Annotated in this window: 16 protein-coding genes; 7 read left to right on the forward strand and 9 right to left on the reverse strand. The window is 58.6% G+C overall.

Annotated features, from left to right (window positions below; all coding sequences use genetic code 11):
* Positions 1–44 precede the first annotated feature (44 nt).
* The 5 genes from ACA071_RS15130 to ACA071_RS15150 form a co-directional block, all read right to left on the reverse strand.
* Positions 45–1,355, reverse strand: a complete 1,311-nt coding sequence (locus ACA071_RS15130; RefSeq protein WP_497645092.1) for an ABC transporter substrate-binding protein — start codon at positions 1,353–1,355, stop codon at positions 45–47.
* Between the two features lie 313 nt (positions 1,356–1,668).
* Entirely contained in the window at positions 1,669–2,574 is a 906-nt protein-coding gene (locus ACA071_RS15135) for an AraC family transcriptional regulator (protein WP_497645093.1), read from the reverse strand.
* Between the two features lie 72 nt (positions 2,575–2,646).
* Positions 2,647–3,513: a phosphatidylinositol-specific phospholipase C domain-containing protein gene (locus ACA071_RS15140; protein ID WP_497645094.1), complete on the reverse strand. Its 867-nt coding sequence runs from the start codon at positions 3,511–3,513 to the stop codon at positions 2,647–2,649.
* A 160-nt stretch (positions 3,514–3,673) separates the two neighbouring features.
* Positions 3,674–4,990, reverse strand: a complete 1,317-nt coding sequence (locus tag ACA071_RS15145; protein WP_497645095.1) for a glycosyltransferase — start codon at positions 4,988–4,990, stop codon at positions 3,674–3,676.
* Between the two features lie 225 nt (positions 4,991–5,215).
* Entirely contained in the window at positions 5,216–5,575 is a 360-nt protein-coding gene (locus ACA071_RS15150; protein ID WP_497645096.1) for a response regulator, read from the reverse strand.
* A gap of 263 nt (positions 5,576–5,838) precedes the next feature.
* Between ACA071_RS15150 and ACA071_RS15155 the strand changes: the two genes are divergently transcribed.
* The 5 genes from ACA071_RS15155 to ACA071_RS15175 all read left to right on the forward strand — a co-directional run bounded on the left by ACA071_RS15155 (position 5,839) and on the right by ACA071_RS15175 (position 12,379).
* Entirely contained in the window at positions 5,839–9,330 is a 3,492-nt protein-coding gene (locus ACA071_RS15155) for a response regulator (protein WP_497645097.1), read from the forward strand.
* A 13-nt stretch (positions 9,331–9,343) separates the two neighbouring features.
* The gene (locus ACA071_RS15160; RefSeq protein ID WP_497645098.1) at positions 9,344–10,159 is read left to right on the forward strand and encodes a CheR family methyltransferase; all 816 of its coding nucleotides are present in this window, start codon (positions 9,344–9,346) and stop codon (positions 10,157–10,159) included.
* On the forward strand, positions 10,156–10,749 hold the full coding sequence (locus ACA071_RS15165; RefSeq protein WP_497645099.1) for a chemotaxis protein CheB: 594 nt from the start codon (positions 10,156–10,158) through the stop codon (positions 10,747–10,749). The genes ACA071_RS15160 and ACA071_RS15165 overlap by 4 nt, the downstream gene beginning before the upstream one ends.
* The gene (locus ACA071_RS15170) at positions 10,743–11,924 is read left to right on the forward strand and encodes a hybrid sensor histidine kinase/response regulator (protein ID WP_497645100.1); all 1,182 of its coding nucleotides are present in this window, start codon (positions 10,743–10,745) and stop codon (positions 11,922–11,924) included. The genes ACA071_RS15165 and ACA071_RS15170 overlap by 7 nt, the downstream gene beginning before the upstream one ends.
* 77 nt (positions 11,925–12,001) lie before the next feature.
* A complete protein-coding gene (locus tag ACA071_RS15175) occupies positions 12,002–12,379 on the forward strand; it encodes a response regulator (RefSeq protein WP_497645101.1) in 378 nt (125 codons plus the stop codon).
* Positions 12,380–12,435: 56 nt separating this feature from the next.
* Here ACA071_RS15175 and ACA071_RS15180 read toward each other — a convergent pair whose 3' ends face one another.
* The 4 genes from ACA071_RS15180 to ACA071_RS15195 form a co-directional block, all read right to left on the reverse strand.
* A complete protein-coding gene (locus ACA071_RS15180) occupies positions 12,436–14,106 on the reverse strand; it encodes an ATP-binding protein (protein ID WP_497645102.1) in 1,671 nt (556 codons plus the stop codon).
* The gene (locus ACA071_RS15185) at positions 14,103–15,605 is read right to left on the reverse strand and encodes an ATPase domain-containing protein (protein ID WP_497645103.1); all 1,503 of its coding nucleotides are present in this window, start codon (positions 15,603–15,605) and stop codon (positions 14,103–14,105) included. Before ACA071_RS15185 ends, ACA071_RS15180 begins: the two co-directional genes overlap by 4 nt.
* 115 nt (positions 15,606–15,720) lie before the next feature.
* Positions 15,721–16,776: a tetratricopeptide repeat protein gene (locus ACA071_RS15190; protein ID WP_497645104.1), complete on the reverse strand. Its 1,056-nt coding sequence runs from the start codon at positions 16,774–16,776 to the stop codon at positions 15,721–15,723.
* Positions 16,777–16,853: 77 nt separating this feature from the next.
* A complete protein-coding gene (locus ACA071_RS15195) occupies positions 16,854–17,753 on the reverse strand; it encodes a bestrophin family protein (RefSeq protein WP_497645105.1) in 900 nt (299 codons plus the stop codon).
* A 207-nt stretch (positions 17,754–17,960) separates the two neighbouring features.
* Between ACA071_RS15195 and ACA071_RS15200 the strand changes: the two genes are divergently transcribed.
* Both ACA071_RS15200 and ACA071_RS15205 read left to right on the forward strand, forming a co-directional pair.
* Positions 17,961–20,108 carry an FUSC family protein gene (locus tag ACA071_RS15200; RefSeq protein WP_497645106.1) on the forward strand — a complete coding sequence of 716 codons (2,148 nt, stop codon included), beginning with the start codon at positions 17,961–17,963 and terminating at the stop codon, positions 20,106–20,108.
* Complete coding sequence (locus ACA071_RS15205; protein ID WP_133839750.1) at positions 20,098–20,298, forward strand: DUF1656 domain-containing protein; 201 nt, start codon at positions 20,098–20,100, stop codon at positions 20,296–20,298. Before ACA071_RS15200 ends, ACA071_RS15205 begins: the two co-directional genes overlap by 11 nt.

Here is a 20,298-nt window from a genome sequence, read left to right on the forward strand (position 1 = left end):
CGTGGCAATCGCGGGCAAGCCTTGCTCCTACAGGTAGTGCCGGGTTACTTGGGATAACCGGCGCGCTTCATCTCACGTTCGGTGGTTTGCTGGGCGGCGGCCAGGGCCTGGTCGACCGTGGTCTGGCCGATCAGCGCGGCCGAGAAGGACTTGCCGACCTGTGTGCCGATGCCCTGGAATTCAGGAATCGTCACCAACTGGATGCCGATGTACGGCACAGGCTTGATGCTCGGTTTGCTCGGGTCGGCGGCTTTCAGCGACTCGAGGGTCACTTTGGCGAACGGCGCGGCTTTCATGTAAGCGTCGCTGTAGGTCGAGGCCCGCGTACCTGGCGGTACGTTAGCGATGCCGTCTTTTTCCGCGACCAGCGCGCCGTACTCCTTGGAAGTGGCCCAGGCGCTGAAGGTTTTCGCGGCGTCCTTGGCCTTGGAACTGGTCGGAATCGCCAGTGCCCAGGAGTACAACCAGGCGGAGCCCTTGTCGGTGGTCTCGTGCGGCGCGTAAGTAAAGCCGACGTGCTCGCTGACCTTGCTTTGCGTCTTGTCGGTAACGAACGAGCCGGCGACGCTGGCATCGACCCAGATCGCGCACTTGCCGCTGTTGAACAGCGCCAGGTTTTCGTTGAAACCGTTGCTGGAGGCGCCCGGCGGGCCGGATTTTTTCATGGTGTCGACGTAGAAGTTCAGCGCGTTCTTCCACTCGGGGCCGGTGAATTCCGGTTGCCACTTCTCATCGAACCAGCGCGCGCCATAGGCATTGGCGATGGTGGTGATCAGCGCCATGTTCTCGCCCCAGCCGGCCTTGCCGCGCAGGCAGATGCCGTACTGCTCTTTATCTTTGTTGGTGAGTTTGCTGGCGAATTCGCTGATCTGGGTCCAGGTCGGGTGCTCCGGCATGGTCAGCCCGGCGTCCTTGAACAGGTCGGTGCGGTAATAGGTGATCGAGCTTTCGGCGTAGAACGGCAGGGCGTACAGCGAGCCCTTGACCGACAGGCCTTCACGCACCGATGGGAACACGTCGTCGAGGGCGTAGCTGGCCGGCAAGTCCTTCATCGGTTCCAGCCAACCTTTGGCGCCCCAGAGTGCTGCTTCGTACATGCCGATGGTCAGCACATCGAACTGTCCACCCTGAGTGGCAATGTCGGTGGTCAGGCGTTGGCGCAGGACGTTTTCTTCGAGCACCACCCAATTGAGCTTGATGTCCGGATGCTCGGTCTCGAAGGTTTTCGAGAGCTTTTGCATGCGAATCATGTCGCTGTTGTTGACGGTGGCGATGGTCAGGGTCTGGGCGCCAAGGCTGACGCTGCTGAGGGTCATGCAGGTGAGGGCAAGCAGAGCTTTTACAGAAGGTTGCATCGTGCACTCCTTTTCTGCACCCAGCGGTGACAGAAGGACAGTTATTGTTTTTGTGTCTTCCTGCGGAGGGAAGAATCTGCACTGATTACAGCCTTCAATTGCGGATGTGACAAATCATCCATCGCACTTGAATCGATACTATTTTGCACTGGGGTTTAGGGCGAAAAGTACGGGGTAGGGCTTTTTGCTGTTTGTCGGTGATGGAATGCGTATAGGTTTCGATCGCCAAAAGCAAAAGATCGCAGCCTTCAGCCGCGCCTACAGGGAAATGCGATCCCTGTAGGCGCGGCTGAAGGCTGCGATCTTTTGATCTTTAACCCAGATTCTGCTCAGTCAAGCGCTGCACCGCCAACCGCCGGTAATGGGAAGGGGTCATGCCCTTTAGTTGCTGAAACCGCCGGTTGAAGTTGGAAATATTGTTGAAACCCGACTCGAAACACACGTCAGTCACCGGTTTGTCACCATCGGCCAGCAGTTCACAGGACTTGCTGATCCGCAGGCGATTGACGAATTCAATGAAGCAGCGCCCGGTGGCCTGCTTGAACACCCGGCTGAAATACGTCGGCTTCATGCCCAGGTGCTCGGCGACTTCTTCCAGCGGCAGTTCCCGGGCGTAATGGGCAAAGATGTAGTCCACCGCCCGGTTGGTTCGATCAACGTTGTGTTCATCGGCCAGTTGCGATGTCGTGGCCCCCGAGAGCAGTTGGTAATCATCGGATGCGGCGAGCAATTCCAACAGAATGAAAAAGTGCCCGAGCCGGGTCACGCCTTTGGTGTCGGCGATGCGCTGCATCAACGTCATGGCCTGGCGGATGGTGCGCTTGCAGCGAAACTCGATGCCGTACTGTGCGCGTTCGAGCAATGGCGTCAGGGTCTTGAGCTCGGCGAACACCAGATGGCCGCTGTCGAACAGCTCATCGGTGAAGTTGACCAGCATGTCGCGCTTGGGTACCACTTCGTCTTCGGCGATCTGACTGATCCAGTTGTGCGGCAGATTCGGGCCGGTCAGGAACAGCGACTCAGGGTAGAAGTTGCCGATGTAATCGCCGATGAACACCTTGCCGGAACTGGCGACGATCAGGTGCAGTTCGTATTCCTTGTGAAAATGCCAGCGCACCAACGGGCACGGAAAACCATGCTGGCGGTAGATGATGGACAACCCGTTGTGGTCATCCATCAACTCGTAGGAAGGATCGGTGATTCTGGCGGATCGGCTCATGGCATGGCACTTTTATTGTTATTGCGTCCTGATGATGCCTCTTTCTGGACCGATTACGCCAGCGGCCAGCACTCAAGCCTGCTGGCTTACCGCCTTCATACTGTTGGCCACCCAGCAATAGCCGACGATCTCCGATTCATCGAAAAAGTCGGTGCTGATAATGCTGCATTGGCTTATCCAATCCCGGTGTGGGTGAAACCACTCATTGATGTTCTGCTTGATGTCCACCGGCCCGCCGAGGAACGTATAGCTGGTGGCGGCGAGTGACCATAGGTAGGAGCCGAAGCGAGGTGTGTCCAGGGTGCGGACGATATGTCGGCGCAAGTCGGTCACATCGGTGAGTCGAGTGCCACTCCAACGATGGGGGGCGGAGCCCCAGAAGTAGTCCAGATCCAGCTCAACCGAGATGCGGGAGGCGAGAATGACGCGCTTTTTGCTGCTCGCAGCCTTGAGTTCGCCAATGGTCTTCTCCTCGTCATCGGGTGAGATGGCTCGTTCTCCGAGGCGTTGCTTCAGCAAATCGTTGAGCTGTCGAAAATCAAAGGGCTGATCGCCGTCGCGTAACTGATGGAAATCGAGAACGATGAATTCATCCGGGTTGCTATCCAGAAAAGCATTCACTGCGTCAATCAGTTCATCCAGTACACGATGGGACTGATAGCCATTGTGATGGAAGTAGAACGTGCCTTTGGGCGAGCCGGGCCGGTAACCCAGGCGCAGATCGAACGCCCGGGCACCGTTGGCCAGTTGCCAGGCAAACGAATCGTTCTGGCAGGTGGTCCAGTTGCCAACGATGACTTCATAGTTGGGGGCTTTTTTATCCATGCCGGCGTTGTGCACGCCAGGCCAGATAAGATCGATGAGTTTCAAGCGGTCGATGTCGGTGACTCTGCTCATCCAGCAGTGTTTATCGACATTTGAAGTGGGGCTGTAGTGCATGTTTCTAGGCTCCTGCCTGTGGCTTGGCTCCCCATCCGTGGGGGCGAGGTATCGTGGAAAATCACCTCATGCCCAAAGCCTAGAAGCCTGGAAGGTGTTTTTCAATGCACGGAAACATCCACATAAATATAGCCTTGCGCCACTTTCCTCAGGTCCGTTATCACCCGCGTGAATCGGAAACGGCTGACTCGTTGTGCCGATTTTTCGCCTCGATCCATTGCGCCATGTACTGCGTACTTTTATGCGCGTGATGGCGAAGCATGGCCCCGGTGAAGTTGTCGCGCCGCCGCTCGGCCAGGTCACGACGGCAGGCTTGCAGCCGCTCGATCAGGGCCGGGCCGTGCTCTGACTGACGGTATTGGGCCGTGAGTAATTGGTCGCCATGGTTCTGCGCCTGGGTCCACAGCGCCTTGTCCTGATAAAGCGCCACGGCCGCTGCGGCGATGGCTTCGGCAGACACGCCAATAACGCCCGGCCATGGCAGACCATCGCTCATGCCCTCGGCACCGATTGGCGTGGTGACGGTCGGCGTGCCGCACAGCATGGCATCGACGATTTTGCCCTTGATCCCCGCGCCGAATCGCAGCGGCGCCAGACAGATTCGTGCGGCGGACATCACTTGCAATGCGTCTTCAGCCCAATTCATCACGTGAAACCCTTGGGCGGGGTTGTGCAGTGCAGTGGCTTTGGGCGGCGTATAAGCGCCATAAAGATGCAGTTGCGCACCGGGCAATTGCTGGCGGATCAACGGCCAGACCGAGGTTTTCATCCAGAGCACCGCGTCCCAGTTCGGCGCGTGGCGAAAGTTACCGATGCTGAGAAAGTGCGCCCGCTCTTCAAATGGCGTATGGGCCGTCGTTGGCAGTGGCGGCATCAAGGGACACCAGTGCAGCACGTCCCGCGGTAGCTTGAACTGATCGACCAGCAATTCGATTTCCACCGGAGAAATCATCAGGCTCAGGTCACAGCGATACAGTGCGGCAATCTCGCGTTTGGCCAGATCGGTGCTGGTCATCAACTCGAACTCTTCGCGCAACGCCGGGGCGAACAGATCGCTGAAGTCGTTTTCATCGGCATTGGCCTTCAAGCGATCCTTGAGCCGCTGGTGCCGGGCGTGTCGCAGACTTTGCAGGTCGGAAGTTTCAAGCACGCGCAGGGCATCGGGACAGTGCTTCTCCACGCGCCAGCCGAATTGCTCTTCCATCATGAACTGATCGAACAGCACGATATCCGGGGCCAGTTCGCTGATAAAGGTGTCGAAACTGCTGTTATTCAGCTCGATCGGGCATTCCCGAATGCCCAGCGCAGCGAGATCGGCTTTGTGTTCGCCGACGCCCGCCGGGCTACTGAAGGTGATGTCCCAGCCTTGCTGCAGAAACGTTTCAAGAATCTGCATGACATGCCCACTGGCTGCAGAAGAGCGGGGTTCAGGCCAGACGTAACCAATGACCAGGACTTTGGTTGTGGGCTGACTCATGAACGAATTTCCTGTAGGCGTGCGGGTGGCAGTCAATAAAAGCGGCGCAATTAAACCACAGGAAACTCGTTTGAGCGTTAAAGCGGATGATGCCCGCTGGTTCGAATCAAATCTTCGGCGAGCACAGTTGATAAAGAGAGGAGTCAGACTTGACAGGTCAGCGCGTAAAACTGCCGAAAAAGGCAGCCTTACGTCGGTTTTTCCGGGCCGTGAACACCGAGCCTCTCAGGCAAGCATGCCCTTGACCTTGTCGCGCAACTGATCAATCGAGAATGGCTTGCCAATCACCTGCATGCCCGCCGGCACATCGATACTTTCGGCATAACCGCTGGCAAACAGGATCGGTAGTTCGGGGCGCAGCATCCGCGCCTGGGTGGCCAGTTCACGGCCATCCATCACCGGCAAGCCGACGTCGGTCATCATCAGGTCGATGTACTGGTCTTCATCATTGAGAAACTCCAGGGCCTTCTCGCTGCCATCCGCTTCCAGCACCTTGAATTCCAGTTCCTCCAGCACATCGACGATGAGCATACGGACGATGGCATCGTCTTCGACGACAAGAATGATGGACGCGCTGGAAGACATAATAGGGCTCTCAATGGTGGATTTGCGGGTCGGCGGTTAATCGAAATCGCCGCTCTCTTGCTTGAGTAATTGGCGGACCCCGACAAGTTCCCGACCCGATACAAAAAACAATAGCTGTACAAGAACCAGCAAGGATAACGCGCGGCATTGATCAAGCGCAGTTAATTGCAGGAATTTGCCACCAAACCTGTCAGAAAATTGGATCAGCGTGATCGTTTTGGGGCAAACTCCTTGGTTTTCAACAGTTCGACAAGGCCTTCCCCATGACCTCTGCGTCTTCGGTTGATGAGCAACGATTCCGTAAACTCCTGAGCCGCAACGTCAGCTTGCCGCTGGGCGTGGGCGCCATCAGTGCGGTTTTCTTTGTGGCGTTGATCACTTACCTGTTGTCAGTGATCCAGTGGGTTGAACATACCGACCGGGTGATCAATAACGCCAATGAAGCGGTGAAGCTGACCGTCGACCTGGAAACCGGGATGCGTGGCTTCCTGCTCAGTGGCGATGAGCACTTCCTGGACCCCTATGAAACGGCCAAGCCGAGAATTGCGGTCGCGCTCAATACCTTGCTCGAACTGACGGCTGACAACCCGGTCCAGACCGACCGTTTGCGCCGACTTCAGGCTTTGCAAACCGAGTGGGCTACATACGCGCAATCGATGATCGATTTGCAGCGGGCCAGTGGTGACTACCGCGCTGCGGTCAAGGCTGGGCGCGGCAAGCGCCTGACCGACGAAATCCGTAAACAGTTCGAAGACGTGATCGACATGGAGCAGCAGTTGCGCACCACGCGTAACGAAGACGTGCGCCGCACCACGATCTGGAGCATCACCCTGTACCTGCTGTTTGTGGCCGGTATCAGCGGGCTGCTGGCCTATATTGGACGCCGGGACCTGCTCAATCTTTCCCAGAACTACGGCACCACCCTTGCTGCGCAACGGACCAGTGCCGGGCGTCTGGAGCAGCAAGCCTGGCTACGCAATGGCCAGACCGAATTGGCGGAACAAGTGTTGGGGCAGTTGAGCCTTAGCCTGTTGGGTCGCAATATTCTGCAGTTCTGCGCGCAATACCTGGGCACCGCCGTGGCGGCCATTTACGTGCGAGAGGAACATGGCGGCCTCAAACGCGTGGCCTCTTATGGTTTTTCCCGCGAACAGGAAGAGCAGAATCAGTCGATCTACACCGGTGAAGGCATTGTCGGTCAGGTGGTAGCACAAGCTCGGATGATTCGTCTGGATAACGTGCCTGCCGATTACTTCAAGGTCAGCTCCGGTCTGGGCGAAGGCTTGCCGCACAGTGTGCTGGTAGTGCCGACCAGCGACGATGACCGGATCAATGGGGTTATCGAGCTCGGCTTCCTGCGCCCGCTGGACGAGCGTGATATCGAATTGCTCGAGTTGATCGCCGGCAACATCGGCACCTCGATCGAAGCTGCGCGTTATCGTCAACGCTTGCAGGAAGTGCTGGCCGAAACCCAGCAGCTCAATGAAGAGCTGCAAGTGCAACAGGAAGAACTCAAGACCGCCAACGAAGAGCTGGAAGAGCAGTCCAGGATTCTCAAGGAATCCCAGGCACACCTGGAAACCCAGCAAGTTGAGCTGGAGCAGACCAACGAACAGCTCGCCGAACAGGCGCAGATCCTCGCCGATCAGCGCGACGCCATGGACTTGAAGAACACCGAACTCAATCAGGCGCAGATTCAGCTGGAAGACCGCGCAGAAGAATTGCAGCGCTCCAGCAAGTACAAATCCGAATTCCTCGCCAACATGTCCCACGAGCTGCGCACGCCGCTGAACAGCTCGTTGATCCTGGCCAAGTTGCTGGCGGAGAACCCGCAGGAAAACCTCAGCGCCGAACAGGTCAAGTTCGCCGAGTCGATCTATTCGGCCGGCAATGACTTGCTCAACTTGATCAACGACATCCTCGACATTTCCAAAGTCGAAGCCGGCAAGCTGGAAATGCGTCCGGAAAATACCAGCGTCGCCCGTCTGGTGGATGGCCTGCGCGGCATGTTCGAGCCGATGGCCACAGACAAGAAACTGGAGTTCCAGATCGAGTTGCAGGCCGGTGCGCCGATGATGATTTACACCGACCGCCAGCGTCTGGAACAAGTGATCAAGAACCTGCTGTCGAACGCGGTGAAGTTCACTGAAAAAGGCACGGTCAGCCTGACCGTAGCCAGTCAGCCGGGCGACGGCATCGCCTTCATCATTCGCGACTCCGGGATCGGCATTGCCACTGATCAGCAGGAAAGCATCTTCGAAGCCTTCCGTCAGGCCGACGGCACCACCAATCGCCGTTACGGCGGCACCGGGTTGGGCCTGTCGATTTCCCGCGACCTGGCGAATTTGCTCGGTGGTTCGATCAGCGTCACCAGCGAACCGGGGCAGGGCAGTGCGTTCACCCTGGTATTGCCGCAGCAGTACGTCGAACCGGGTGATGAACCCATTGAGCCAATGCGCGCCACCCCGGTGGCCCATGTGCCAAAGCCGCCGGTGGCCGCTCTGGTGCCGTTGATTGCTGAAGTCGACATCCCGCGTTTCAACGATGATCGCGCTAAGGCGCCGTTCGCCACGCGTTGCATTCTGGTGGTGGAAGATGAAGCTAATTTTGCGCACATCCTCTACGACCTGGCCCATGAACTGGGCTACCGGTGCCTGGTCGCCCATGGCGCCGATGAAGGTTACGACCTGGCCAAGGAGTTCATCCCCGACGCCATTCTGCTGGACATGCGCCTGCCGGATCATTCCGGGCTGACGGTGTTGCAGCGCCTGAAGGAACACGCCGAAACCCGGCACATCCCGGTGCACATCATCTCGGTCGAAGACCGGGTTGAAGCGGCGATGCACATGGGCGCCATCGGCTATGCGGTCAAGCCGACCACCCGCGAAGAGCTCAAGGACGTGTTTGCTCGCCTGGAAGCCAAGTTGACCCAAAAGGTCAAACGGGTCTTGCTGGTGGAAGACGATGATTTGCAGCGCGACAGCATCGCGCGTCTGATCGGCGACGAAGACATCGAGATCACCGCCGTCGGTTTCGCCCAGGAAGCGCTGGACCGGCTGCGCGAGACGGTTTTCGATTGCATGATCATCGACCTCAAGCTGCCAGACATGCTCGGCAACGATCTGCTCAAGCGCATGTCCACCGAAGACATCTGCTCCTTCCCGCCGGTGATCGTCTATACCGGGCGCAACCTGACCCGGGACGAAGAGGCCGAGCTGCGCAAGTATTCGCGCTCGATCATCATCAAGGGCGCGCGTTCGCCAGAGCGCTTGCTGGACGAGGTGACACTCTTTCTGCACAAAGTCGAATCCCAGTTGTCCCATGAGCGGCAGAAGATGCTCAAGACCGCGCGCAGTCGCGACAAGGTCTTCGAGGGCCGCAAGGTGCTGCTGGTGGACGACGATGTGCGCAACATCTTCGCCCTGACCAGTGCGCTGGAGCAAAAGGGTGCAGTCGTGGTGATCGGCCGGAACGGTCGTGAAGCGATTGAGAAACTGAATGAAGTCGAGGACATCGACCTGGTGCTGATGGACGTGATGATGCCGGAGATGGATGGCTTCGAGGCCACGGCCTTGATCCGCCAGGATCCGCGCTGGCGCAAGCTGCCGATCATCGCCGTGACGGCCAAGGCCATGAAGGACGATCAGGAGCGCTGCCTGGCGGCAGGTTCCAACGATTACCTGGCCAAGCCGATCGACCTGGATCGCCTGTTCTCGCTGATTCGTGTGTGGTTACCGAAGATGGAACGTATTTAGTGGAACGCCTTTAGTGGAAAAGAATACCGAAATCGAGTTGCGGCTGCTGATCGAGGCGATCTACCTCAAGTACAGCTATGACTTTCGCGATTACTCCGGTGCCTCGATCAAGCGCCGGGTGGGTCACGCATTGAGTCAGTTCGAGTGCGCGACCATCTCGGCGTTGCAGGAGAAAGTCCTGCACGATCCGACCGCGTTCATGCAGTTGCTGCAATTGCTGACGATCCCGGTCAGCGAGATGTTCCGTGACCCGTCGCACTTTTTGGCGATCCGTCAGGAAGTGGTGCCGCTGCTCAAGACCTATCCATCGATCAAGATCTGGATTGCCGGGTGCAGCACCGGTGAAGAGGTCTATTCGATGGCGATCCTGTTGCGTGAAGAAGGCTTGCTCGAACGCACGATCATCTATGCCACCGACATCAATCCGCGCTCGCTGGAAAAAGCCAAGCAAGGGATTTTCTCCATGGAGAACGTCCGCGCCTACACTTCCAATTACCAGCAGGCCGGTGGCCAGCGCTCGTTTGCCGACTACTACACAGCGGCCTATGGTTACGCGATTTTCGACAAGAGCCTGTGCGAGAACGTGACCTTTGCCGACCACAGCCTGGCGACCGACAGTGTGTTTTCAGAGACTCAATTAATTTCGTGTCGCAACGTATTGATTTACTTCAATAAAAAATTACAGGATCGAGCGTTTGGCTTGTTTCATGAGTCCCTCTGCCATCGCGGTTTCCTAGTGTTGGGCAGCAAGGAAACCCCGGATTTTTCGGCATTCGGCAAACAGTTCGAGCCTTTGGTCAAACAAGAACGGATCTACCGCAAATCATGAACAACGAAGCCGGTTTGCCCACCGTAGAGGCTATCGTGATCGGCGCTTCGGCCGGCGGAGTCGAGGCGCTGCTGAATATCCTCAGCCCGCTGCGTCAAGGTTTTGCGCTGCCCATCATTGTGGTACTGCACCTGCCTGACGAACGTCGTAGCCATTTGGCCGAGGTGTTTGCCCGGCGGGTTTCACTGCCGGTGCTGGAGGCCGTCGACAAGACGCTGGTCGAAGCAGGGACCCTGTATTTTGCAGCGCCGGGCTACCACCTCTCGGTGGAGCAGGACCGCAGTTTTTCGTTGAGCCTGGAAGATCGCGTGCACCATTCGCGGCCGGCCATCGATTACCTGTTCGAGTCGGCCGCCGATGCTTACGGGCCGACCCTGGCCGCCGTGCTGCTGACCGGTGCCAACCGCGATGGCGCCAGCGGCCTGGCCCAGGTCAAGCACCGTGGTGGCTTGACCGTGGTGCAAGACCCGGACGAGGCCCAAGTCGCGACCATGCCCCAGGCTGCGCTGGATTTGCATCAACCCGACCACATTCTCCCTATACGCGGCATCGGCCGTCTGCTTGTCGAGCTGGAACGAATAGCATGCTGAGTAACATCCAAGCCAAACTGCTGATCGTCGACGATCTGCCGGAAAACCTGTTGGCCCTCGAAGCGCTGATCAAGCGCGAAGACCGCACGGTCTACAAGGCGCTGTCTGCGGACGAAGCGCTGTCGTTGTTGCTGCAACACGAATTCGCCATAGCCATTCTCGATGTGCAGATGCCGGGCATGAATGGCTTCGAACTGGCCGAGTTGATGCGCGGCACGGATAAGACGAAGAACATCCCGATCGTCTTCGTCAGTGCCGCTGGCCGCGAGCTGAACTACGCGTTTAAAGGCTACGAAAGCGGCGCCGTGGACTTCTTGCACAAGCCGCTGGATATCCACGCGGTCAAGAGCAAGGTCAATGTCTTCGTCGACCTGTATCGCCAGAGCAAGGCCATGAAACAACAGGTCGAAGCCCTGGAGCAGAGCCGTCGCGAGCAGGAAGCGCTGCTGAAAAAACTGCAGGCCACCCAGAACGAACTGGAGCAGGCCGTGCGCATGCGCGATGACTTTATGTCGATCGTCGCCCACGAAGTGCGCACGCCGCTCAATGGTCTGATCCTCGAAACCCAATTGCGCAAGATGCACCTGGCCCGGGACAACGCCGCAGCGTTCACCCTGGACAAGATGCACGCGATGGTTGATCGCGACGAGCGGCAAATCAAAAGCCTGATCCGCCTGATTGAAGACATGCTCGATGTCTCGCGCATTCGCACCGGCAAGCTGTCGATTCGACCGAGCCGGGTCGATCTGGTGAAACTGGTAGAGAACCTGCTGCAAAACTTTGCGCCACAGGTGGATGCCGCCGAGTCCTCGGTGACGTTCACCGCCGATGGGGCGGTGGAAGGGCAGTGGGACGAATTCCGGATCGAGCAGGTGATCTCTAACTTGCTGACCAACGCCCTGCGCTATGGCGGCAAGGGTCAGATTGATGTGCGGGTGTATTGCCACGAAGGCCAGGCCCGGGTCGAGGTCCAGGACCGCGGCATCGGCATCAGTGAAGAAAACCAGAAGCGTATTTTTCAACAATTCGAACGGGTTTCAGCCAAGACCGTGGTTGCGGGACTTGGGCTCGGGCTATTTATTTCCGAGCAAATCGTTGCCGCCCATGGCGGATCCATCGTCGTCGAGAGCAGAATCAACGAAGGCGCCTTATTTCGCGTTTGTCTGCCGCTGTAGGAAAGCAGCCAGATAAACGCAACCTCTGAACGACCCGACGGTCGTATCAGCAGCTATTGACCGAACAAAGGCTTCCCATGAGTGAAGATGCGCAAGATGTAGTACTCATTGTCGAGGACGATCCCTCGATTTTGATGGTGTTGTCTGCCTATCTGTCGGGCGAGGGCTATCGGGTGTTGCAGGCCGAAAACGGCGAGCAGGCTTTCGAAATCCTTTCCAGCAAGCCACACCTGGACATGATGATTACCGACTTCCGCCTGCCTGGCGGAATTTCCGGCGTGCAGATCGCCGAGCCCGCCGTCAAGCTGCGACCGGAACTCAAGGTGATTTTCATCAGCGGTTATCCGCAGGAAATCCGCGAGACTGACAGCCCGATTACCCGCAAGGCGCCTATTCTCGGTAAGCCTTTTGATCTGGATGTGTTGCAGGAATTGATGCAGCAGATGTTGTCCTAATCGCTTTTGATCTGCATAGGAGCTGCCAAAGGCAGCTCCTGCGTGGGTGGTGTTCTTTAGATCCTGATCATCTCCCGCACCTTGGCGGTCAACAGGTCAAAGGTAAACGGCTTGGTGATCATCTGCATCCCAGGGTCGAGGAAACCACCGCGCACAGCCGCATGCTCGGCATACCCGGTAATGAACAAGACCTTGAGATCGGGCCGATACTGGCGACCGATTTCCGCCAGTTGCCGGCCGTTCATCCCTGGCAGGCCGACATCGCTGATCAACAGATCGATGCGCTGGCTGGAATCCAGGATCGGCACGGCGCTGTCGGCATCGCCGGCCTCGACGAAGGCATAGCCCAACTCGCTCAACACCGCACTGACCAACACCCGAACCGCGGGGTCGTCTTCGACAATCAGTACGGTCTCACCGTCCTGGGCGAAAGGCGCTTGCTGGATATCCGCGAGCGGATCCTCCGCCAGGTTCCCCATGTAGCGCGGCAGGTAGAGGTTAACGGTGGTGCCGTTGTCGACCTCGCTCTGGAGGGTGACATGGCCCCCGGACTGCTTGCTGAACCCGTAAATCATTGACAACCCGAGCCCGGTGCCCTGGCCAATGGGTTTGGTCGTGAAGAACGGGTCGAAGGCACGGTTCATGGTGCTTTGCGGCATGCCGCAGCCGGTATCGGTGACGGTCAGTACCACGTAATCGCCGGATTGGAGGTTGCCGTGGGCCTCGGTGAAACCTTGGTCCAGATGTTGATTGAAGGTCTTCACTACCAATTGGCCGCCGTCGGGCATCGCGTCGCGGGCGTTGAGCACCAGGTTGAGCAGGGCGCTTTCCAGTTGATTGGGGTCGGCTTCCGCCACCCATAACTGCTCGCTCAGTTGCATATCCAGTTGAATGCTTTCGTTGATGCTGCGTTGCAGCAGTTCGCCCATCGAAGTCACCAGGGTGTTCATCACCACCGGTTTGGAGTCCAGCGACTGGCGGCGGGAAAACGCCAGCAAACGGTGAGTCAGGCCCGCCGCACGGTTGGCCGAAGTGACCCCCAGATCGATCAGGCTATCGAGGTCTTCGGTGCGCCCGCGAGCCAGGCGCCGCCGCAGCAACTCCAGGCTGCCGATGATGCCGGTCAACATATTGTTGAAGTCGTGGGCGATGCCGCCGGTCAACTGACCGACCGCTTCCATTTTCTGTGACTGGCGCAGGGCTTCTTCGTTGTGCCGCAGCTGGGCGGTGCGTTCCTCGACTTGTTGTTCGAGGGTTTCCAGGGTGGTTTGCAGGCGCAATTCACTTTGGCTCAGGTCGATCAACCGGTCCCTGGCTTCGTATTGTCGTCGTCGCCCGCGCAATGCGGTAGTGACCAGGCTGATCAGCGTCACCGGATGGAAAGGCCGCTCGAGAAAGGTCACGTTGCCCAGTTGCGGTCCCAATCGCGAGGCCGGGTTCTGTTCCGGGCCGCCGTGGTAGGTGAGTAGCACAATCGGCAAGTCCGACCAGGCCGGTTGTTGCTCGATCAGCCCCAACAGGGGATCCAGATCACCGCTCAATAACGCTTCGGAAGAAATCAGCAGCAGGCCGGCACCGTGCTCCAGTTCGCTGCACAACCCTGGCAGGTCACGGCTGATGACGCCGTCATAACCCGCTTCATTGAGCATCATCAGCGCAATCTGGCTGTCGCGACCCAGCGGCGCGAGGATGATCGCGCGCTCGGACGTCGCTGCCAGGGCCGTCACTGGTTGTCATCCTCGAGCAACGGCATGCTCGCGCCCAGGTAGGTTGGCACTCCGCGCAATACACCCTGGAACGCGTCCAGCGGTTCGCCGATTTTCATGCCATTGCCGCTGATGCGGTATTCGCGAATGGTCGATTCATGGCTGCCGGTGCGTTTTTTGATGATCGAGATCGCCCGGCGCACTTTGCCCAGAGCTTCGAAATAGCGCAGCAGAATGACGGTGTCCGCCAGGTAAGTGATATCGACCGGCGCCTGCATGTCCCCGACCAAGCCGTGCTGGGCGACGGTCATGAAGGTCGCCGCACCTTGACGGTTGAGGTACAGCAACAACTCGTGCATGTGCAGCACCAAGGCGTTTTCTTCGGGCATCGCCGCCTGATAGCCGTTGATGCTGTCGATCACCACGGTCTTGATGTTGCGCTCATCGACGCAACGCCGCACCCGATGGGAGAACTCGCCGGGGGACAATTCGGCGGCGTCCACTTGTTCGATCAGCAGGTTGCCGGTGTCTTGCAGGGCCTGCAGGTCGATGCCCATGTTTTTCATGCGCTCGAACAGCAGCCCCAGCTCTTCATCGAAGATAAACAGCGCGGCTTTTTCGCCACGGGCGACCGCCGAAGCGGCGAAAATCATCGAAATCAGCGATTTGCCGGTACCGGCAGGGCCTAGGATCAAGGTGCTGGAGCCAGTCTCGATGCCGCCGCCGAGCAGGGCGTCCATTTCCTTGATGCCGCTGGTCAACTGCGTGCGGACGTATTTGCCGCGATGTTCCGCCGCCACCAGGCGCGGGAACACATGGACGCCGTCGCCCATGATGGTGAAGTCATGAAAACCGCCGCGGTATTTCTGGCCGCGGTATTTCACCACGCGGATGCGTCGGCGTTCGGCGCCGTAGTTGGGGGTCAGTTCTTCCAGCCGAACCACCCCGTGGGCCACGCTGTGCACGGTTTTATCCAGGGCTTCGGTGGTCAGGTCATCGAGCAGCAGCACGGTGGCGTTATAGCGCACGAAGTAATGCTTGATGGCGAGGATCTGCCGGCGATAGCGCAGTGAGCTTTGCGCCAGCAGGCGAATTTCCGAGAGGCTGTCGAGGATCACGCGGGTCGGTTTGACCCGTTCGACCACTTCGAAGATCTGCTTGGTGGCTTCGCCCAGCTCCAGGTCCGAGGAGTACAGCAGGCTTTGCTGGTGCTCGGCGTTGAGCAGGCTTTCGGGCGGGGTCAGCTCGAAGATGTGGATGTTCTCATCCAGCTCCCAGCCGTGAGACAACGCGCCCTGGCGCAGTTCGCGTTCGGTTTCTGACAGGGTGATGTACAACGAGCGCTCGCCGGCTCGGGCTCCGGCAAGAAGGAAATGCAAGGCAACGGTGGTTTTACCGGTTCCGGGTTCACCCTCCAGCAAAAACACATGACCGCGAGACAATCCACCGGCCAGGATGTCATCCAGACCCTCAATGCCGGTGGCGGCTTTTGCACTGAACAGCTCGTTAGACGTAGACAAAAAAAGCCCTCTCATGACTAGGGGAAGCGAGGCAGCAGGCCTGAAGTGCCTGAATTGACTGCCTGTTTCTCTTGACCCTTGGCCGAGACGACGGTTCAACGAAATTTTGTGGGGGTTAAAGACCTTGCTGCAACGCCGGATCATCCGGGTTCATCTGTTCCAGTTGCGCCAGCAGAATCTGCACGTTCTGCAGCTGGCCGCTTTCCTTCCAGTAATTGATCAACAACACCCGCGCCTTGCGATCGGCTGGATGGCGCTGGACGATTTCCTGCAGCTGTTTCTGCGCCGCTTCCAGCTCTTCCTCGCCGTGCAGCGTGGTGGCCAGGTCGTAGCGGTAATCTTTGTTGTCCGGCTCCAGTTCAACGGCCTTGGAGAGACCGAGTACGGCGAACTCGCTTTGCCCATGGTGCAGCAGCCAGAGACCAAGGGCATGTTGCAGATAGGCGGAATCCGGCTGGGCCTTCAACTGTTTGGCCAGCAACTGGCGGGCGGTGTCGCTCTGGCCTTGTTTGTCCAGCACTTCGATTTGCATGACCAGTGCCGGCAGATTGCCGGGCTCCAGCTGCAAAGTGCGGTCCAGCGACTGTTGCGCCTCTTTCAGCTCGGCGTTGTGCAGGTGCAGTCGTGCCAGTTGATAGTGTGTGTTGGCGCTTTCCGGTTCGCCCTTGAGCACCAGTTCCCAAGCATCGATTGCTTGCTGCAACGGCCCGAAATACAGGCCCAGATCATCCGGTGACAGACCCAGTAGCGCGTTGACGGCCGCCAGGCGCACGGTTTGGTCGCTGTCATCGAGCAATGGCCCCAGCAACAGGCTGCGCTGCCCACTGGGGACGAAGCCGACCACACTTTTGATCGCCGCCACCCGAACATCCGCCGCGCTGTTTTGCAAATCGGCATCCGCCAGCTTCAAGGCTTGCGGGCTGGGGTAGTTGGGCAATTCGGCGAGGAGCCAGAGCCGGCGTTTGGTCGACAGGTCTGGCCGGCCCAGTTGCTGGTAAAGCACCCGCGCCGCCCCCGGTTGACCGGCGCGCGCCTGGGCCAGCGCTTCGCTGTAGCCATGTTTGATCGCCTCCGGCACCACGGGCGTGGTACTGCGCAGGAAAAACCAGGCGAGGGCAATGGCGAACAGGACGCAGAGGCTGATAAGCAGGTAGCGGCGGGACTGGGGCATGCACGGATCCGGGGGCTGGCGAGCTTTTGCAAAAGACGTCAGCTTCGGTCAGGCGCGGCTTTGAGTCAAACCCTGGCTCAGTTCAATACGTACTCGATGGGTTCAAGGGCCGGCGGTAAATCGGTTTGCCCCAGCGCGGCCAGCACTTCGCGCTCCAGGGTGCGCAAAATCGCATTACACGGCAAATCGTTCTCATCGAAGCCGAACGGGTCCTCCAGGTCGTCGCCGATTTCGTCAAGGCCGAAAAAGGTGTAACTGACGATGGCGGTGAACACCGGCGTCAGCCAACCCAACGGTTCGGCCATGGCGAACGGCAACAAGATGCAAAACAGATAAATGGTGCGGTGCAGTAACAGGGTGTAAGGGAAGGGCAGTGGCGTGCTTTTGATCCGCTCACAACTGGCCTGGACCTGGCTCAGGCTGACCAGGCGAGTCTCCAGTTGGGTATAGCGCCACTCGCTGATGCGGCCGAGCGCGGCCAGTTCCGAGCAGCGGGCGCCGATGCGTTGCAACAGCGCGTCGGGGATGTTCGGGTGCTTATGATCGATGGGGTCATGGGTCCATGACGCAATCGCACGGTGTTCACTTTCGAGACGCAGGCGAGCGATCAAGCCGTGGGCGAAGCCGCAGAGTTCACGCAACAGCAACTCGCGTTCGTCAGCGTCCATCAGGCCCTGTGTCTGGCGGATCAGCGAACGCACCTCGATGATCAGTTGCCCCAATTGCTTGCGACCTTCCCACCAACGGTCGTAACAGGCGTTGTTGCGAAAGCTCATAAAGATCGACAGCGACAACCCCAACAGGGTGAACGGCGTGGCGTTGACCTTGGAGAAGTAAGCCGGGTGCCAGGTTTCCACCAGCACAATCACCGACGCGAGCAGGGTCACCAACAGACTGCGCAAGGCAATGCGCTTGGCAATCGAGCCTTTGAGGGAAAACAGGATGCCGATCAGGTTCGGCTTGGGACGTACGATCATGGGGGCGGGGCTTTTTCGAGTGACGCTTTCGCAGCGGTTAAAGCCTAGGGGCAGGGCCGGTGTCTGTCCAATCGCTATGGCTGACAGGATTATCGAGCGCATCTATCGCAAGTGGCTGGCTCATCATCGAATTTGCCTACAACTCCTGTCGACTTTGAAACCTGTCGAGGTCCTGAAGCAGTGACTACGCTTGCTTGAGATGACTCAATGAGTGCGCCCATGCAACCGTTTCTTCACTACTTCAAGATGCTGCTCAATCCCGGCCAGGGAGGACTGTTGTTTGCCTTGCGAACCATCGCCGCCGGTTTGCTGACCTTGTACCTGGCGTTCCTGTTCGACCTCGACCAGCCCAAGTGGTCGATCATGGCGGTGGTCATCGTCAGTCAGCCCTTGGGAGGCATGGCGTTGGCCCGTAGTTTTGGCCAGGTCATTGGCACTACTCTTGGCGCCATGGCCGCGGTAATGATCATGGCGATTTTCCCCCAGGCACCGTTGCCCTTCATTATTACCTTGGCTCTGTGGCTGGCGCTGTGTACAGCTGGTGGAACCTTATTGCGCTACACCAGTTCCCAGGCCTTTGTGCTCAGCGGATATACGGCGGTGGTGGTGGCGCTGCTGTCGGTGCCGGACCAGGAAGGCACGTTCCTGCTGGCGGTCACGCGGGTGACCGAGACGCTGCTGGCGGTTGCTTGCGTGTGCGTCGTCAGTCTCCTGACCGCCCGCCCGGAGACGGTGGCGCGCAACTATTTCGCCAAGGTCGATCAAGTGATAAAGCTGCTCGCGACTCACGCGGCGGCGGTCATCCGTACCGAGGAAAGCGAAGCCGATTTCCACCGTCGACAGATGCAACTGCTGGGTGAGATCAGTGCGCTGGAAGGGTTGCGTCGGCATTTGTACTTCGATGCGCCTCGCTTGCGCAGTGCCAATGGCCTGGTGCAGATGCTGGGCAATCAATTGGTGCTGCTGACTTCACGCCTGACAGCGTTGCGACACCAGCGAGAGTTGCTGGCCGAGCGCTGGCAAGGCGCATTGCCCGAAGAAATCGAACTGTTGCGCGCCGAAGAACTGGCTTTTCTCGATGAGCTGGCGATTCAGGGGCGCTCATTATCGACTGAGGCGCGCCATCATTTCGTCGCGCTCCAGCAACGTTTCGACAGCCAGGCCTACAAGGCCGAACAACTCACCGAAACCATGACCGCCACCTTACGCTCGCTGGCCTGGGCGTTGCGTTGGGAACAGGCGCGGTTGCTTCAGCAACTGGAGCAGATTCTGGAGCTGAGCGATGCGATTCAGGAAGGGCGCGAAGCGAGCTGTGTGTTTCGCGGGCAGGAGAATCCATTGCACCTGGATTTCACCCTGGCCGCGATGAATGCCATTCGCGCCTTTACGGCGTTGGTGGTGGCCGGGCTGATCTGGATCGAAACCGGCTGGGACGGCGCCCGTGGCGGGATGGTGCTGGTGGGTATTCTCTGTTCGCTGATGGCGACGTTCCCGCGCCCCCTGTTGGCCGCCCAGAGTTATGCGAGGGGGTTGGTAATGGCGCTGATCGCTTCGGCGCTCTACCTGTTCATGCTGTTGCCGATGATCAGCAATTTCGAGTTGTTAGCATTTCTGTTGGTGCCGCTGCTGTATGCCGTTGCGATCGGGTTGACCACGCCGCCCACCACCGGGACGGCCATTGGCCTGGGGCTGACGACGTTCCTGTTGTTGGGGCCGCAAAACATTGGGATCGGCCAAAACACAGCGATCCAGTGGTTCGAGTTTGCCGGCGCCTACACCTGCGCCACCGTACTGGCGTTGAGTGTCTATGCGCTGATCTTCCCGTTCAGGCCGGTTTTGCGGATGCGCCGGTTGTTCAATGAGAACTGCGAGCAGGTCTACGCCTTGCTGAAGACGCCAGTCACCGATGAACAGCAATTTGCCTTTGAAAGCCGCATGGTCGATCGCCTGACCATGATGCTCGGATTGCTGCCGGCGATTACTGATCGGCGTTCCAGCGAGCTATTTGAAGTCAGCCTCGGTTGCATGGCACTGGGCGTGGCGTTGAACCAGCTCAGGCAACAAGGGCAAAGCAACGCCTTGCTCAGTACCGATCAGCAGAACCGTTTACTGGCTGCGGTCCGTGAAGCAGGACGGTTGATTGCCGGGCGACCGGGGATTGATCTTGAGCGACTGCTCGCCAACTTGCGCGGCCTGGGCGATGAAATGGATGACCTGCATCTGGATGTTCATGAGCAGCTGTGGTCGGTGTTTCGGATACGTGTGTCGTTGCTGATCGTGGTGTCGTTTCTACAGCGCTACCGTGACTACTTTCAACCCGCAGTCATGGAAGGAGTGCCGGCCCTTGCCCATTGATCTGGAATTGGGTGGTGTCTATCTGCCGCCAATCGCCCAGGCCCTGTTGCTGGCCTTGCCTATTTTTCTGCTGCTGGACTGGCTCCTGAGGCGCTTGGGTGTGTTGCGTTTCGTCTGGCATGAAGCGCTGTTCGAGGGGGCGTTATATGCCTGCGTTTGCGCCACGCTGATACTGGTCATGGGAGCCTGA

The sequence above is a fragment of the Pseudomonas sp. LBUM1646 genome (assembly GCF_059716165.1).